This is a genomic window from Lentzea sp. HUAS12 (assembly GCF_024125735.1).
Classification (GTDB): domain Bacteria; phylum Actinomycetota; class Actinomycetes; order Mycobacteriales; family Pseudonocardiaceae; genus Lentzea; species Lentzea albida.
Window position 1 is genome coordinate 4689242 of sequence record NZ_CP099738.1, and the last position, 17184, is coordinate 4706425.

At 68.6% G+C, this 17184-nt stretch carries 13 protein-coding genes; 11 read left to right on the plus strand and 2 right to left on the minus strand.

Annotation, left to right across the window (positions count from 1 at the left end):
• Positions 1 to 123 precede the first annotated feature (123 nt).
• The 3 genes from ND450_RS20565 to ND450_RS20575 are packed head-to-tail and all read left to right on the plus strand — an operon-like array spanning position 124 to position 3210.
• Positions 124 to 1197 carry a site-specific integrase gene (locus ND450_RS20565; RefSeq protein WP_253327691.1) on the plus strand — a complete coding sequence of 358 codons (1074 nt, stop codon included), beginning with the start codon at positions 124 to 126 and terminating at the stop codon, positions 1195 to 1197.
• Positions 1198 to 1524: a helix-turn-helix transcriptional regulator gene (locus tag ND450_RS20570; RefSeq protein ID WP_253327692.1), complete on the plus strand. Its 327-nt coding sequence runs from the start codon at positions 1198 to 1200 to the stop codon at positions 1522 to 1524.
• A 45-nt stretch (positions 1525 to 1569) separates the two neighbouring features.
• Positions 1570 to 3210 (plus strand): integrase, encoded by a 1641-nt coding sequence (locus tag ND450_RS20575; RefSeq protein WP_253327693.1) that lies wholly within the window; start codon positions 1570 to 1572, stop codon positions 3208 to 3210.
• On the opposite strand, the gene ND450_RS20580 is transcribed toward ND450_RS20575, so the two are convergent.
• The gene (locus ND450_RS20580) at positions 3126 to 4262 is read right to left on the minus strand and encodes a TRM11 family methyltransferase (RefSeq protein WP_253327694.1); all 1137 of its coding nucleotides are present in this window, start codon (positions 4260 to 4262) and stop codon (positions 3126 to 3128) included. The two genes, ND450_RS20575 and ND450_RS20580, sit on opposite strands and share 85 nt — an antisense overlap.
• A 126-nt stretch (positions 4263 to 4388) precedes the next feature.
• Positions 4389 to 5285 (minus strand): hypothetical protein, encoded by an 897-nt coding sequence (locus tag ND450_RS20585; protein ID WP_253327695.1) that lies wholly within the window; start codon positions 5283 to 5285, stop codon positions 4389 to 4391.
• Positions 5286 to 5951: 666 nt separating this feature from the next.
• Here ND450_RS20585 and ND450_RS20590 point away from each other — a divergent pair.
• The 8 genes from ND450_RS20590 (at position 5952) to ND450_RS20625 (ending at position 17139) form a co-directional block, all read left to right on the plus strand.
• Positions 5952 to 6995, plus strand: coding sequence for a hypothetical protein (locus tag ND450_RS20590; RefSeq protein WP_253327696.1), 1044 nt, complete (start codon positions 5952 to 5954; stop codon positions 6993 to 6995).
• Positions 6996 to 7177: 182 nt separating this feature from the next.
• Positions 7178 to 7468 carry a pilin gene (locus tag ND450_RS20595; protein ID WP_253327697.1) on the plus strand — a complete coding sequence of 97 codons (291 nt, stop codon included), beginning with the start codon at positions 7178 to 7180 and terminating at the stop codon, positions 7466 to 7468.
• Between the two features lie 3 nt (positions 7469 to 7471).
• Positions 7472 to 9232 (plus strand): hypothetical protein, encoded by a 1761-nt coding sequence (locus ND450_RS20600; protein ID WP_253327698.1) that lies wholly within the window; start codon positions 7472 to 7474, stop codon positions 9230 to 9232.
• Positions 9229 to 10446 carry a PrgI family protein gene (locus tag ND450_RS20605; RefSeq protein WP_253327699.1) on the plus strand — a complete coding sequence of 406 codons (1218 nt, stop codon included), beginning with the start codon at positions 9229 to 9231 and terminating at the stop codon, positions 10444 to 10446. The genes ND450_RS20600 and ND450_RS20605 overlap by 4 nt, the downstream gene beginning before the upstream one ends.
• Positions 10443 to 12356 carry a VirB4 family type IV secretion system protein gene (locus ND450_RS20610; RefSeq protein ID WP_253327700.1) on the plus strand — a complete coding sequence of 638 codons (1914 nt, stop codon included), beginning with the start codon at positions 10443 to 10445 and terminating at the stop codon, positions 12354 to 12356. The genes ND450_RS20605 and ND450_RS20610 overlap by 4 nt, the downstream gene beginning before the upstream one ends.
• A gap of 54 nt (positions 12357 to 12410) precedes the next feature.
• Positions 12411 to 15032: a type IV secretory system conjugative DNA transfer family protein gene (locus ND450_RS20615; protein WP_253327701.1), complete on the plus strand. Its 2622-nt coding sequence runs from the start codon at positions 12411 to 12413 to the stop codon at positions 15030 to 15032.
• Positions 15033 to 15092: 60 nt separating this feature from the next.
• The gene (locus ND450_RS20620; RefSeq protein ID WP_253327702.1) at positions 15093 to 16163 is read left to right on the plus strand and encodes a replication-relaxation family protein; all 1071 of its coding nucleotides are present in this window, start codon (positions 15093 to 15095) and stop codon (positions 16161 to 16163) included.
• Positions 16164 to 16173: 10 nt separating this feature from the next.
• On the plus strand, positions 16174 to 17139 hold the full coding sequence (locus ND450_RS20625; RefSeq protein ID WP_371927776.1) for an NlpC/P60 family protein: 966 nt from the start codon (positions 16174 to 16176) through the stop codon (positions 17137 to 17139).
• The last annotated feature ends 45 nt before the right edge of the window (positions 17140 to 17184 follow it).

The window sequence follows — 17184 nt, forward strand, 5'->3', positions numbered from 1 at the left end:
GCTGGCCCAGGGCTTCATGCCTTGTGACGGGCGTTGCGGTGTGTTGAAGTTGCTTCGGGATTCCTGAAGTGGTGTCATCGTGAGTGAACTCCCTCCACGTTGACTGAAGACAAGGGGCGTGGGTTGGCTGTCGCACCGGTTCGGGACTTGCGGGCGCATCGCGCGGTGGCGTCGCCCGAGGAACTCGAGCGGTTCGAGGTCGACGTGATGGCGGGGCTGGTGCTCGCGCGGTCGTCGGCGGGGATGGCGGACGGCACGGTCCGCAGCGATGTGAGCAACCTGGAGCAGATCCGCGAGTGGTTCGGCCGGCCGTTGTGGGAGATGGAGCCGCCGGACGCGGACGCCTACTTCGGCAAGGCGATGCGCATGGCGCCGAGCGGAACTCGGCTTGCCAGAGCGGCTGCACTGTTGCTCTACTTCGAATTCTTGGAGCTGCGGCACAAGGTCGAGCTGCACGCGATGACCGGCCGGGTCGTGCAGTGCCCGCTCGACGAGATGAACCGGCCGCGCGGCAACAAAGACGCCAGGCTGCGCATCCCGCCGCTGGAAAGCGAAATCAACACGCTGTTCACCGGGTGGGCGCAGGAACTGGCGACCTGCCGGAAGTTCGCACCCGCGGCGCGCAACTACGCAGCGGCGCGGCTGATGGCCGACGTTGGCGTGCGGATCAACGAGGCCCGGCACCTCGACCTGGCCGATATCCGCTGGGAGCTGGGCCGGTTCGGCAAGCTCCACATCCGAATGGGCAAGGGCGCACGAGGATCGGGACCACGCGAACGCATGGTGCCGCTGCTCAACGGCGCCAACCGCACACTGCGTTGGTACATCGAAGATGTGTGGGGCCAGTTCGGAGACGACCACACCCGGCACGGCGCCGTGTTGTTTCCCTCCGAGCGCACCAACCGTGACGGATCGCGTTGCCGGGTCGGCTATGACACCTTGCGCGCAGGGTTGGCCGAGGCGACCGCGACGCACCTGCCAGCCTGGGCGGGCAGGTTGTCGCCGCACGTGCTGCGGCACTACTGCGCCTCGCAGCTCTACCTCGGCGGCCTCGACCTGATCTCCATTCAGGAGATGTACGGCCACGCATGGGTGGCCACCACGATGAAGTACGTCCACGTGCACCGCAGCCGCATCGAGGACGCCTGGGTCGCTGGGCAGAAGCGCGCCGCGACGCGGCTGGAAGGACTGATGTGAATGCGGTGGAACCTGCGTCTGGCCGCGGCCAACCGCGGCATCTGGCAAGCCTCCGAGTTGCAGCGCCAGCTCGCCGAACGCGGCTTGGTCATCTCGCTGGGCAAGATGTCCAACCTGTGGTCCGGACAGCCGGCGTCGCTCAAGCTCGCCGATCTGGATGTGATCTGCGTAGTACTCGGCTGCGACATCGGGGAACTGCTCATCCCCGAGCCGGACAAGGTTCCCGGCCCGGATGCCGAGATCGAACAACCCGCCGCCAACGGTCCGGCGACGCCGCCGCGCGTGGTGCCGCGTCGGCGGGACGGCCGGTCGTTGCCGCCGACCTGATCGATGGTCGCGCGTGACGGCGTCGGGCCGAGGATCGCCCGGTCGGTGACCAGCTGCGCGGACTGTCTGGCCTGGGGCCAGACCTACGCGCAGGGCGTGTGCCTGGCCTGCTACAACTTCGCCGCTGCCCGCTTCGGCCAGCACGTCGGCGAGTGCGGTGCCTGCCGGCGTCGCGTGCGGCTGAAGAAGGGCTACTGCCGGTTGTGCTGGTGCCAGGCCCGCGAGGATCGCGCCGTCGCCGCCGAAGATGCGCGCGCCAAGGCCGTGCTCGCCCCGTTCGTAGCCACAGTGCGGTTCCACCAGCTGTTCCTGGCCGACCTGTACCGCCCTCGTGCTCGCCCGCGCACGGCTGACCGCCGCCGCGGAGCGAAGGGACGGCCCGTCAAGCCGCCACCACCAGTGGCGCTGCGTCCCCGCCCGGACGGCGCGCAGCTCGTCCTGTTCGCAAACCTTCCCCGTACCTACCGCTACGGCAGCGTCGACCTGAGATCCGGCTCGGCGCCCGACAACCCGTGGCTGGCGTGGGCGCTGCATCTCGCGCACACGATGGCCGAGACCCGTGGATTCGATCCGATCGTGCGGCGCACGCTCAACCGCAACCTCGTGATGCTGCTGGCCGCCCACGCCGACGGCGACACAGTGCGGGTATCGGACTTCCAACACGTGATCCGCAACCGAGGCGGCGGCCTGATCCACATCCTCGACGTGCTGGCCACGATGGGCATCCTGCACGACGACAGGCCATCGGTCTTCGACACCTGGCTCGAGTCCAAACTCGACAATCTCGCACCCGCGATCGCCCACCACGTGCAGCGCTGGGCACATGTTCTGCGCGATGGTGGACCTCGCCATCGGCCGCGTCGGCCCGAGACCGCCATGACCTACCTCAACGCGGCTCGGCCCGCACTGCAGACGTGGTCGGGCACCTATGACCACTTGCGGGAGGTCACTCGCGATGACGTCGTCGCCCACCTCGACCTGCTGCGCGGTGAGTCGCGGATGCACGCCTTGGTGGCGTTGCGCTCGCTGTTCACCTGGGCCAAACGGGAAGCAGTGATCTTCCGCAACCCGGCCAGCCGAATCCGGGTCGGGAAGCACACGCCGCCCGTCTGGCAACGGCTGTCCGAAGAGGACATCGCCGCCGCAGCCCAGGCCGCGAGCACACCGCAGGCCAGGTTGTGCGTGACACTGGCGCTCGTGCACGCCGCCCGCCCCGGTCAGATCCGTGCACTGCAACTCGACGACGTCGACCTCGCCAACCGCAGGCTCACCGTCGCCAGCCGAGTGCGCCCGCTCGACGAGCTGACCTACCGCATGCTGATCGAGTGGCTCGGCCACCGGCGCCGCCGATGGCCGCACACCGCCAATGCACATCTGTTGATCAGCAAGGAAAGCGCGCTTCGACTCGGCCCGGTCAGCGCCGCGTTCATCCTGAACCTGCGAGGTCTGCCCGCGAACCTGGAACGTCTGCGGATCGACCGACAACTTGAGGAAGCCCTGGCATGCGGCGCCGACCCGCTGCACCTGTCGGCCGTGTTCGGCATGGCCGAGCAGACCGCGATCCGCTACGCGACCAACGCACGCCAACTGCTCGAGGACGTTCACGCCGCCACGCCCTCAGGTTCGTTGCGAACCCCAGTGTCCAACCCCGACAATGAGGCCGATGACCACTTGGGTTCCCGCTGAAGTTGCTTCAGTTTTCGTGAACTCAAGGAGTTCAGTGCTGTGCGGAAGACGAGGACGTCTTCGTGGGCGATCAGGTGCAGTGGCAGTCCGGCTTCGCGCTGTTTGCGGATGAAGTCGCGCTGGAAGAAGCTGCCGCGGGCGACGAGGTCGGTCTCGGCGGCGCGAGCGAGCAGCGCGACGTTGCGTTCGACGGGAATCAGGCCGGCTGCGCGGCCGCAAGCGAGGATCTGCGAGGGCAGGTCGATCAGCTCGGCGTGTTCGCGCCAGGGCCGCAGCGTGATGGCGATGTGTCCGCCCGGTTTGAGGAAGGTGCGCAGCGCGACGAGGATGCGGGTGAACCCGGCCAGCAGCCGGTGGTGGCCGATGTTGGCGAGGTTGCCGCGGTCGAGGGTGTTGCCGTAGCGGTGGTGGTATTTCTGCACCCCGGCACCGGGCGCGACCGACACCTGCCCGTGGGTCGAGGGACCGTAGGGCGGCGAAGTCACCACCAGCGCCACCTGCCCGACGTACTCCGGTGGTAGCAGCGTCATGAGCTGGCGAGCGTCGCCATGGAACACCCGCGCGTCGATCCCCTTGTCACCTCCGACGCCTTGCTCCCGCGCGAGGTCGAGATTCGCGTTCGCAACGTCGACCCAGTGGGGTTCGTACTCCACACCGACAGCGCGACGGCCGAGGCGGACGGCTTCGACGAGCGTGGTGCCGATGCCGCACATCGGATCGAGCACCAGGTCGCCGGGCTGGGTGTAGTGCGCGACGGCGTGACGAACGACGTCGGGCAGCATCTTGGCCGGGTGCGCCGTCGACTCGGGCGTGTACTTGTTCTTGCGCTGGGTGGCCGGCGCCGCCTGTGCGGTCGTCCACACCGACGGCGCGGCCGGTTCCTCGGCGTCGGTTTCCTTGTGGCTGTCCACAGGGTTGTCCACAGCGGTGGGTCGAGTGTCGAGTGCGGCGATGAGTGCGCGCGGGATGGGCTGAGTCGGCTCGTCGGTGGCCTCTGTTCGGGTCAACTCGCCGGAGGTGGCGCGGGGCGCGCGGTGGGCATGGTCGGTCACGGGCGTGCCTTTCTGGCGGTGTGGTCTTGGTGGGTGCAGCCGCAGTGGGGAGCAAGGCCGGAGCGATGTTCATCGGAGGTCTTCGCTTGGTGGATCCGTGTCCACCGGCGCGGCGACGGCCGCTCGCTAGAACTGCCGGTGATCGTGTGGCTGCGCGAAGACGAGGACGTCGGAGTGGACGCGGTGATGAGGCACGGGCAGCCCTCGCACGGTGGCGCGGTGGCGTGCGCGGGCATCGCGTGCGCTGTTCGCGGCGGTGCCGGAGAGGTCGAACCGGCCGTCGCGCACGGGGGTGTGCAGGGCGACGATGTGCTGCAGGTAGAGCAGATCGGCGTTCTGTCCTGCGGTCACCACCGCGCCAGTCGGATCGGTCAATTCACCGGACGTCCAGTCACAGTGCGTGAGCACGACGAGGATTCCTCCGACGCGGAGGCGCCTTGCCGCGTACAGCGCGACGAGGTCCGCGCTGCGGTCGCCGATCAGACGAGGCGGCACGCTCGCGATCACCAGATCCACGCCCTCACCGGCGTCGGTTGCGGTGTCCGCACAGGCCCCGTCGACAGTGGTGCGCGGCGCCGTCTTAGCGGTCGCGACAGCGGGTTCAGCGCCGCCGATGAGATCTGCCCAGAACGGGCGGGACGCCGGACCGGTCGATGCCGGGTCTGCCGGGATGCGCTCGACGCGGGCGGTGCGGTCGAGGCGTTCGATGGCAGCGAGGCTGTCGGCCAGGTCGGAGTTCGGCTCTGTGTGGGAGGCGCGGTGGATGACTCCGGCGGGGCCTACGACGCCGAGCGTGGGGCGCGGCTGGCCGGAGGTCGGCCAGTCCAGTAGCACGACCTGTTCGGCGGGCTTGCTGAACGAGGTGACGACTCGTTCGATCAGGCTTGCGGGCCAGGTGGCGTCGAGATCGATCGGTGCCGCGCCGGCTGCCCACACAGTCGCCGGGGTCGGGCTCGCCGTTGATCCCTCGCGTTGCGGGTGGCCGGCGGCGGAAGCGGTCTTCGCCGGTTTGGCGGGGCTCACGCGGGTGGTGGACAGAGCAGTCGGCCAGGGGCGGCGGTCTCCTCCTCGGCGGCCGCCGGGGCGAGCCGGTGCCGGGCGGGTGGAGTCGGTGTGCCGTCGGGATGAGCGAGGGGCGGAGTCGTCGGGCTGGGTCACGGGTGTCCCTTTCGCCAGGCTGGTGCGCCTGTCGTGTGAGGCGCTGATGACACCCCTGAACTCCGAAATTTGAGCCTTCACGGGACACGTGAAAGACAATTTTCTTAGCGACCTCTCGCGATGACAGACACATGGCGTCGGCTTGCGAAGCCGCGCGACAGGAAGCCCATCGCTTCTTCGCAGAGGAATTCCACACCCGCGAATCAGAATCCGCGTTGGATCGCCAGGAAAGTTTTCGCGAGCGGCTGACGCACGCTCGCCTCAGACTGCCGCACAGGTCGGCACCACCAGCGGTTCGAGCGAATATCAGCTGCTAAAGACGTACTACCAGCCGACTCATGATCTTGACCGAACATCGACCGAGCTCGGCAGAGATCATCACCCAGGCAGCAGCGAGGCGAATTCAGCGCTTTCTTGGCCGTCGGTACCTTTGCGGTAGTAGATCGGTACCAGTTCGGTCATCGGTTAGTACTACCTGTCATGGCTTCCTGAGTGGGTCGTTGATTCCGACTCGATTCGGGGAGTTGTTCCATGCATGCTTCCGAGGGTGTTCCGCGTTCGGGTTTCGAGCGCGAGTGCAATGCGTTGGACGCCGCACGGTCGGCGTTCGAGTGGCTGGTCACCGGGCCGCGGCCGGTGTCGGTGGACGGCCGGTTGTTCCCCGGTCTGCCAGGACGGCGGGTGCCGTTGAACGAGTTGCGGGACCTGCTGCTGCACCGCCGTTGCCCGCAGGCTCTGCGTGACGCCGCGTGGGCGCATCTGGTCGTGCTCTCCCGCACCGAAGGCGGTGCGTGGACCGTCGGCGCGGTCGGGGTTGCATTGCCCGCGCTGACTTCGATCGCGGCGACGTTGTCGGCACGTTTCGCGGGCGACCCGAGCGACATCCACTCCTCGGTACTGGCCGGATTCCTCGCCGAGCTCCCTGCAGTGGATCTGTGCCGGCCGCGCGTGATGGTGCGGCTGAGGTGGGCTGCGTACCGTGCTGGCCACGCCGCGGTCCGCGAGGCATTGGACGCACCAGCGCCCTCGGGACACGGATTCCGTGCGACCACGCCCGCACCGTCAGAGGGGCATCCGGACTTCGTCCTTGCCCGCGCGGTCGCGGAGGGCGCGATCACCGCGGTGGAGGCCGAGCTCATCGGCCGCACCCGGTTGGAAGGTCTGCAACTGGCCGATGTCGCGGCGGAACGTCACCTCTCCTACGAAGCCGCGAAGAAGGCTCGGCAGCGCGCCGAGCATCGCCTCGTCGCGTACCTGCGTGACGAGGCCGTGGATGCGACGCACGACGGTGACGTCGTGAGCCGCGCCGTTGACGCGGTGTCCATCACCACCGCCGCGAGTCTCGGACACACCTCTCGGACATCACGCAATGTAGTCGGCCCATCAGCCGCAGCGGCGAAGAAAGTCCGCGTTCCGCTGTCCCCGCAGGGCCGGTTTTCCGGAGTTCAGGGGTGTGGCGGGAGAGCAGTCACTCCCGCCCATACAACCCCTCCGCCCGCGCCGTCGCACCAGTCCACACAGGACTTGTCGCAGCACCGGCCGGGCCCGAATCCGGGAGACTCGCGATGCGCCTGACGCCTACCTCCGTCCGTCCGCACAAGCCCCTTCAGCCTCGTGACCATCGGGTGGCCCGCAGCGCCGCCGCAAGGCCGCAGCCCCCGACCAACACCGACTGCACACCTCCGATCCCTGCGGCGCGAGGCATTCGTCGCCGCAGCGTCCGGCGCCGTGCCTTTCTGGTTGTCGGACTGGTCGGGATGGCGTTTGTCGTCTCGGCCGGGACGGCGCACGCGGAGCCGGTGGTGCTCGCGATCGCGGGCAGCGTCGACCAGGTCCTGACCAACATCCGCAACTGGCTGATGGGCATCCTCGCCGGGCTGGCGACGGTGTTCCTGACCATCGGTGGGGTGCGCCGGGTGTTCGGCGGCGGCGATCCGAGCGAGCAGGAGAAGGCCAAGGAGTGCTTCAAGTCGGCGGGCTGGGGCTACGCCCTCGCTGCCCTCGCACCGCTTGTCGTGGAGATCCTCAAAGGGATCGTGGGGGCCTGAGCCATGGCCACCGTCACGTCTCTCCGGCAGCGGTCGTGGAAGCTGCTCCTGCTGTTCGCTATCGTCGCCGTTCTGCTCGGTCTCACAGCGAACACCGCTTTTGCCCAACCCACCACCACACCGTCTTTCCCCTCACCGTCGCAGCCGATTTCGACTCCGCCCACGACGCCGACTTCTCCTTCCGCACCGCTACCCAGCATCACGGCACCGCCACCGGCCACACAGGACCCCGAGTGCGGTCTCACCGACCTGACGGCGTGCATGCGCGACGGCTTCAGTTCGTTCATCGACATGCTCGTCGGCGAGTCGCTGAACTGGTTGCTGCGACTGGTCGGCTCCACGCTTCTGGTGACACCGACGCTCGACCAGATCCCGCGCATCGGGGAGATCTGGGAGCAGTCGCGCCTGTTCGTCGTCGCTGCCTACTCGCTGCTGGTGCTGGTGGCCGGAATCCTGGTTATGGGTCATCAAAGCGTGCAGACGCGGTACTCGATCCAGGAAATCGCCCCGCGGCTCGTGGTCGGCTTTCTCGCCGCGAACCTGAGTCTGCTGCTGGGTGATCAGGCCATCCGGTTCGCCAACGCCGCCTCGCTGGCCGTGCTCGGTGACGGGCTCGATCCGCAGACCGCGGGCAAGGCCGTGTCCGAACTGCTCGTCGCGCTGGTGACCACGTCGCTGGTCGACGGCGGCGTGTTCGCCGCGCTGCTCTCACTCGCGCTGGCGATTCTGTTGATCGGGTTGCTGGTCGGCTACATCGTGCGCGTCGCACTCACCGTGCTCCTGCTGGCCGGAGCGCCTCTCGCGTTGATGTGTCACGGACTGCCGCAGACCGAAGGCGTCGCGCACTGGTTCTGGCGAGCTGGCGCGGGCGTGCTCGGAATCCAAGTAGGACAGAGCCTCACGCTCGTCTGCGCACTCAAGGTCTTCCTGCAGCCGGGTGGGTTCTCGTTCACCGGTATGCCCACCGGTAACGGTGTCGTCAACCTCATCGTTCTCATCGCACTGGTGTGGATCCTCGTGAAGATCCCGACCTGGGTGATGCAGCAGGTCCGCGTCGGTGGCGGCGGACGTTCGTTCATCGGGGGCCTGGCACGCGCGTTCGTCTTCGGCAAGGCGATGGCGGTCGTCGGCGGTAAGGGGTTCGGTGGAGTCGGTGCACACGCCGCCAAGGCCTCAAGTGTCGGGAGTAGCGCGCGTGCCTCGATGGCGCCGCCGGATCCGCCGTGGCCGGCTCAGCCTCGCATGACCCCGACGCCGGAGATGGTCGGTAGGCGTCTGCGGGAAGCGTTCGAGGCGGAGCGGCTGCGGGTGGCGCGTCATCCGCGTGTGCCATCCCAGCAGCCGCAGTTCTTGCAGCCGCAGCCCCAGCAACCGATCCACGATCCGGCCGTGATGCCCGCGACTCCAGGTCCTGCCGTACCCGAGTTCAGTTCCTCGCCGAAGCCCAGCGTGGCCACCGCCGGGCCACGGCCTCGGGCATCGACGCAACCACAGTTCCAACCGCCTGATCTGCCTCGCCGTCGCGTCACCACCCCGCCGGCACAGCCCATCCGGGTGGCCCCGGTGCCACCGCAGCTGCGGTTCCAACCGGCCACGCCCGAGGCCACGCAGGCGTCGCGTAGACCCACTGCCACCCCGACGCCGCCGTTGTTCCAGCAGGCGCAACCAGAACCGAAGATCGGTGATGCCCGGCGGCGAGTGCACACCGTCGCGCCCCCGCAGTTCCGTGCGCCGAAGCCCGCACCCGGAGGTGAAGGGAAATGAGCCAGCCCGTCAGGATTCCGGCCGATGTCGACATGGACGACCGTGTCCTCGGCCCTCTGACCGCACGTCAACTAGCCATCCTCGCCACCGCCGGTGCGGTGCTCTATCTGCTGTGGATGGCCATTCGCACCGTTGTGCCCATCCCAGTGTTCTTGGCTTTCGCCGTTCCGGTCGCGGCTGTGTCAGCGATGGTCGCGCTGGGCAAGCGCGACGGCATGCCGATGGACAAGCTGCTCGTCGCCGCGATCCGGCAACGGCTCACTGCTCGCCACAGGGTCGCCGCACCTGAAGGTGTCCGTCCTGCGCCCGTCTGGCTCACCGCGGACATTGACCGCGCCTCGCGTGAATCCACGCAAAGCCGCGACTGGAAGCGACGTGGAGACCGTTCAGACGAGGTCTCGCCGTCCGCGCTGCGATTGCCAGCGGAAGCGGTCACCGAAACCGGTGTGATCGATCTGGGCGAGGACGGACTGGCGGTGGTCGCGGTGGCCTCGACCGTGAACTTCGCGTTGCGTATCGCGAATGAACAGCAGGCGCTGGTCAGCTCGTTCGGTCGCTACCTCCATTCTTTGACGGCTCCAGTGCAGGTGCTCGTGCGCACCGAGCGGCTCGATCTCTCGGCGCAGATCGCCGAGCTGCGCGAGCTCGCGGGCGGCCTTCCCCACCCCGCGCTCGAGGCGGCCGCGCTCGAGCACGCCGACTACCTGGCCCAACTCGGGAACCAGTCCCAGCTGCTGCGCCGCCAGGTGTTGCTGGTGCTACGCGAGCCTCTTGGCTTGGTGGCACCCTCTGTCGGCGCCGACGGGCCGCTGGCGGCACTCACGGCGGTGGGCACCCGTCGCCGGCGCGCTGGCAGTCAGGTCAACGCCGGTGAGCGGCGAGCAGCGGAGTCACGTCTGGTGCGTCGCCTTGGTGAGGCGATCGATCTGCTCTCCCCCGCCGGGATCGTTGTCACCCCACTCGACGCGGGACAGGCCACCGCTGTGCTCGCCTCCGCGTGCAGCCCCGACAACCTGCTACCCGTTTCGGCGGAACTCGCCGGCGCCGACGACGTCATCACCACAACTGCGACGGACTTCTCCGGAGACTTCGACAGCGAGTCGCACTACGCACAAGACCCGTCCTTTCACCGCGCCACGCCCAGTAGCACCGAGGACGACTGGGACTACGAAGACGACGACCACCACGACAGCGAAGGGCGGTGGTCGCGATGACCTTCCGCGCGCGCAAGATCCGCGGCGGCCACCGCCAGGCGACTCAGGGTGCGAGCTCATCGGCTGCGGCTGCTTTCACCCCCGACGCGCTGTCGGTGTCCGCACGGCACCTGGAGGTAGGCGGCGAATGGGTAGCCAGCTTCGCGATCGTCGGCTTCCCGCGCGAGGTACACCCCGGCTGGCTCGCGCCGTTGCTGACTTACCCCGGCCGTCTCGACGTCTCCGTGCACGTCGAGCCGATCGCGCCGGCCAACGCGGCCTCGCGGTTGAAGAAGCAACTCGCGAAGCTCGAGGCCGGGCGACGGCATACCGCCGAGCACGGACGGCTGTTCGACCCGGCTGTCGAGGTCGCCACCGAGGACGCCTACGACCTGTCGAGCCGCGTCGCGCGGGGCGAGGGAAAGCTGTTCCGGGTCGGCCTCTACCTGACCGTCCACGCCGCCACGGAGAAAAGTCTCGGCGATGAGGTGGCCGCGTTGCGGTCGTTGTGCGCGAGCCTGTTGCTCGACGCCAAGCCCACCACGTACCGGTCGCTGCAGGGCTGGGTGTCGACGCTGCCGATGGGCTTGGACCTGATCGGGATGCGGCGCACGTTCGACACCTCCGCACTCGCGGCGGCGTTCCCGTTCACCAGCCCCGACCTGCCCGCGCCGAACCCGACCAGTGTGGCCGCACCGTCCGGGGTGCTCTACGGCTACAACATCGGCTCACAAGGACTGGTGCACTGGGACCGGTTCGGCGACGGGATGCACAACCACAACTCGGTGATCCTCGGCCGCTCCGGAGCGGGCAAGTCCTATCTGGTCAAGCTGGAACTGCTTCGGAACCTTTACCGGGGCATCGAGATCGCGGTCATCGACCCCGAGGACGAGTACGCCCGCCTGGCCGCCGCGGTCGGCGGAACCTACGTCCACCTCGGCGCGCACGGCGTCCGCCTCAATCCGTTCGACCTGCCGATCCACACCCGCGCCGACGGCCGTCGCACCGCGCCGAAAGACGCGCTCGTGCGGCGCACCCTGTTCCTGCACACCGTCATCGCCGTGCTCATCGGTGCCGAACTGGACGCGGGGCAACGGGCGGCACTGGACCGAGCCATCGCCGCGACCTATCAGAGCGTGGGGATCACCTCTGACGCGCGCACCTGGACTCGCCCCTCCCCCACGCTGAAGAACTTGCGGGACCGCCTGGCCGATACGGACGACCAGGCCGCAGGTGAGCTCGAGGCCCGACTGCACCCGTTCGTCGAGGGCGCGTTCAAGCAACTGTTCGACGGGCCCAGCACCGTCAACCCCGAGGGCCACCTCGTCGTGTTCAGCCTCCGTGACCTGCCCGACGAGCTGAAAGCCATCGGCACCCTGCTGACGTTGGACGCGGTGTGGCGGCGGGTGTCCAACCCGGCCATCCGGCGGCCGCGTCTGGTGGTCGTGGACGAAGCCTGGCTGCTGATGAAGGAGCGCGCCGGAGCCGAGTTCCTGTTCCGCATGGCCAAAGCCGGGCGGAAACACTGGGCCGGCTTGACCGTCGCCACCCAGGACACCGCAGATGTCCTCGGCAGCGATGTTGGCAAAGCGGTCGTGGCGAACGCGGCGACGCAGATCCTGCTCCGCCAGGCAACCCAGGCCATCGACGAGATCGCCCAGACTTTCGACCTGTCCGCCGGGGAACGCGCGTTCCTGCTCTCCGCTGACCGTGGTCAGGGACTCCTGTCAGCCGGCACTCAACGCGTGGCGTTCCAGAGCATCGCCTCACCGGCCGAGCACTACCTCGTCACCAGCAATCCGGCCGAGATCGCCGCCCACGCCGACACCGGATCGGCAGAGGAGGCCGCCACCTCGTTCGTCGACCTGGGTATCGAAGGCGACGAGTTCGGCTCGGGTGTCGACGACGACGTGCACCTCGACGCGTCGTGACGTATCCGCCCACCACAGACCTTCTGACTCATCGCCCGCGAAGGGGGCTTGATCATGCCGCCCGACCTCCCTGCGGTGACGGCTGCTCATGCGCTGCCACCGTTTCTCGCTTTCACCACACCGGCCAAGTTCTCCTCGGCCGCTGCCGCCGCCGGATGGGTCGAGGACTACCTGCGCGACCCCGGTGGCGTGCTTCTCGCATTGCTGAAACGGCTTGGCGATCTCGCCCTGGAGTGGGGCCCGGTCGCGGTCCCGGCCGGGGCAGTCGTGTTCACTGCGATCCTGATCGGCCGACGGTGGTGGGCCCGGTGTCGCCACGACGCGCTGCTCGCTGATGCCCGGCAGATCACCGTGCTCGCCCCGCCCACCGTCGATCCCGCGGGCGGCGCGGCGTTGTGGTCCAACCTCGTAGGCCTGCTTCGACCGGGCTGGCGGCGTGCGTTCGCCGGCCAGCCGCACGTCGCGTGCGAGTACGCGTTCTCCGAAGCGGGAGTCGCGATCCGGCTGTGGGTGCCTGGCGTCATCCCACCCGGCCTGGTCGAACGGGCGGTGGAAGCCGCCTGGACCGGCTCGCACACCCGCGTCGACCCGGCCGAGCCACCTTTGCCCGCGCCGGGCGGAGGACAGAGGCGGCTGGTGGTGGGCGGAGAGTTGCGGCTGGCCCGATCCGAGGCGTTGCCGATCCGCTCCGACTTCGCCGCCGACCCGCTTCGCGCGCTGATCGGGGCTCCCGTCGGGCTCGGACGCGAGGAGTTCGCGTGTGTGCAGGTGCTGGCTCGCCCGGTCACCGGCCGCCGCGTCCAGCAAGTGCGCCGTGCCGCGCGCCAGGTTCACACCGGGCGCGCATCCCATCTGATCGGCCGTCTGCTCGACGCCATCACCCCCGGCATGTCCAGCCGCTCCCGGCACACGACCACGGGGAAGACCACAACCGGGTCGTCGCACAGCGATCCGCAGACCTCACTGGAGTACTCCGCGCAGAACCGGGCGATCGTCGGCAAACAACGCGGCAGCCAGTTCGAGACCGTCATCCGCTACGCCGTGGCGACCCTGCTGCCCGCCGACACCGATGACAGCGGCCTTCGCCGGGCACGCGACGTCGCCCGCGGCCGAGCACATGCTCTGGCGGCCTCGTTCGCCTCCTACACCGAGCACAACTACTACACCCGGCACCGAATCCACCGCCCTGGCCGGGTGATCGACTCTCGGCGGCTCGGGCGCGGTGATCTGCTGTCGGTGCCTGAACTGGCTGCGATCGCGCACCTGCCCACCGACGAGGCCATCCCGGGTATCCAGCGCGCCGGGGCACGCGCCGTCGCTCCCCCGCCCGGGATCGCCACCCCCGGCCCGGACGCCAAACCGCTCGGCGTCACCGACACCGGCCACGAACGGCCTGTCGCGCTGCGGGTCCCCGACGCACGCCACCACCTGCACGTCATCGGCGCGACCGGATCAGGTAAGTCGACGTTGCTCGGCAACATGATCCTGGCCGACGCCGAGGCCGGACGCGGAATCGTGCTGATCGACCCCAAGGGCGACCTCGTCACCGACGTCCTGTCCCGCCTGCCCAGCTCGGCCGCCGACCGAGTCGTGATCTTCGACGCCGACAGCAAATCCCGGCCACCCTGCCTCAACCCCCTCGACGGCGGGGAGACCGACCTGACCGTGGACAACCTCGTGTCGGTGTTCCGCCGGGTCTACTCGGCGTTCTGGGGCCCGCGCACCGACGACGTCATGCGCGCCGCCTGCCTCACCCTGCGCAGCCAGGAAGGCGTCGCCACCCTCGCCGACCTGCCCAAGCTGCTGGCCGACGAGGCGTTCCGCAACCGGGTCGCCGCCGGGGTCACCGATCCCGTGCTGCGTGGATTCTGGTCCTGGTACGACGAGCTCACCGACTCCAGCCGCAGCCAGGTCATCAGCCCGCTCATGAACAAGCTCCGCGCGTTCTTGTTGCGGCCCTTCGTCCGCGACGCCATCGCGGGCGGGCAATCCACAGTGGACATGAGTGAGGTGCTCGACGGTGGAATCTGCCTTGTACGCATCCCCAAGGGTTCCCTGGGCGAGGAGACAACACGGTTGGTCGGCTCGCTCGTGGTCGCCCGCACCTGGCAGGCCACCACCGGCCGAGCACGCACACCGCAGCGCCAGCGCCGCGACGCCTCGATGGTGATCGACGAGTGCCACAACTTCCTCAACCTGCCCTACCCCATCGAGGACATGCTCGCCGAAGCCCGCGGCTTCCGGGTCGCGATGACCCTCGCCCACCAACACCTCGGCCAGCTTCCTCGTGAACTGCGGGAAGGAATGTCCACCAACGCCCGTAGCAAGATCTTCTTCAACGCCAGCCCAGAGGACTCCCGCGAGCTGTCCCGCCACACCGCACCGCGGCTGTCCGACCACGACCTCGCTCACCTCGGCGTCTACCACACCGCCGTCCGGCTCGTCCTCAACGGCGAGGAGGCCCAGCCGTTCACGATGCTCACCCGCCCCCTGCCGCCAGCGATTCCAGGCAGAGCAAGGGAACTTCGCGCCGCCGCACGCCACACAGCCCGTCAACGCGCGACCGAAGCCTCCACCGACCAGTCACCACGAGGCGCTTCGCCACAACCCGGTCCCGCGAGCCGCAGTCATCCCGTGGCCCGTCCTCGAAGTGCCGATCCCCGCCGCACAGGCTGAACCTGCCACGTCCCGACGCGTCAGGACGGCTTCGGCCCAGCCCATCCGGAGGTGCCCATCGTGATCACCAATCCCACCCGGCAACGCTCGCTGCGTGGCCACAAGCCGACCAGGCCCACACCACGTCTGGCCAACACCGCCGAGCACCAGGCCGTGCTGGCCTGGCGGCTGACCCCACGCGACAAGTGGATCGCCCGGATGCTCTGGGAGCACAGAGTCCTCACCGCCCACCAGATCACCGCACTCGCGTTCCCGAGCGTCCGCTCCGGGCGCATGCGGCTGCGCGAGCTATACCAGGCCGGAGTCCTCGACCGCTTCCAGCCGTTCGTCACCGTCGGCACCGCCCCCATGCACTACGTGCTCGCACCGGCCGGCGCGGCCGTACTCGCCGCGGAGGACGGCCTGGACATCAAAGAACTCGGCTACCGCCACGACCGGGCCTTCGGCGTCGCCCACAGCCTGCGCCTGGCGCACACCGTCGGCGTCAACGAATGGTTCACCGCCCTCGTCGCCCGCGCCCGTCACCCACGCCCAGACGAACAGATCGAGCTAACGGCGTGGTGGTCTGAAACCCGCTGCGCCCGCCACTTCGGCGACCTCATCAAGCCCGACGGATACGGGCGCTGGCACCAGCACGACAGCCAGATCGAGTGGTTCCTCGAGTACGACTTCGGCACTGAGCCCCTCGGCAAGCTCGCCGGAAAGCTCACTGGTTACGCACACCTCGCCCAAGCCACCGGCATCACCACACCGCTGCTGGTTTGGCTGCCGACATCGAGGCGCGAAGCCGCCGCCCGCCGCGTGCTCGCACAGGCCTGGCGTGACCTCGACGATCGACACACGGTGCCGATCGCCACCGCGGCAGCTGAGCTGCTCAATCCAGAGGCCGCGCATCCGAGCCCGGCCGACGAGGTCTGGCTTCCGCTGACCGCCGGCTCCAGCACATCCCGGTGCGCACTCGCGACACTGCCCGAGGTGTGGCCGCACCTACCGGCTCCTGTCACGCCAGGTGACAACGGAGCGACAGGCGCGGACTCCCCACATCCCCTTGCTCGTCCGCCCTCACCGATGCCTCCGACCACACTGGCCACCCGGCCTCCGCCGACGACAAGCCGCCCGGAAAGGCGGTGAACGAGACGTGCTGGCCAAGATCACCGGTGCGGCGGCTGCGGTCGTGCTGATCGTTCCGATCATGTTCGGCGTGACCACCAACGCGGTCGTAGCCTCCTTGTTCGGCAGCTCGTCAAACACCGAAGTCGCTTGCACCTCGCCGATCGCCGACATCCCGCCCGACTACTGCCTGCTCTACCGCACCGCCGCCTCGCACTGCCCCGGCCTGGACTGGACCGTGCTGGCCGCCATCGGCAAGGTCGAGACCGACCACGGTCGCTCCCCACTTCCCGGAGTCCACAGCGGAGAGAACCAAGCCGGAGCCGGCGGGCCGATGCAGTTCCTCGCGGCAACCTTCAACGGTGTCATCTCGGCACACCAACTCCCGCCCGGCGGGGCATCTCCACCCTCGCGGTACAACCCGCATGACGCGATCCATGCCGCTGCTTTCCTGCTATGCGACAACGGCGTACGCGGAGGCGATCTATATGCGGCGATCTACTCCTACAACCATGCCGATTGGTATGTGGACATGGTCCTCGACCAGGCCGCAGCGTATGCCGAAGCCGCAGCGTCAAGCCTCGGCACCGGCGATTGCAACACCACCCAGGCACCCAACGCCGCCACACTGGCCGCAATCACCTACGCCTGCAGGCAACTGGGACTGCCCTATGTGTGGGGCGGCGACGGACCCGACGCAGGCCATGAGGGCTTCGACTGCTCGGGACTGACCAAGGCCGCCTATGGCGCAGCTGGAGTTACATTGCTGCGCACCGCGCACCAACAGTTCGACATGGGACCGCGCGTAGCCGAAGGCCAACCTCTGCTGCCGGGTGATCTGGTGTTCTACGGCACGCCGCGCAACATCCACCACGTCGGCCTATACCTCGGCCAAGGCAAGATGATCAACGCCCCGACCTTCGGCATCCCAGTGCAGGTCGGCAATGTCCGCTACAACGGCGACGACTACGCCGGTGCGACACGTCCAGCGAGCTAGCGAACAACGCAGTGGTGAAGGAACCTCGAGAAGCGACAATGCCGC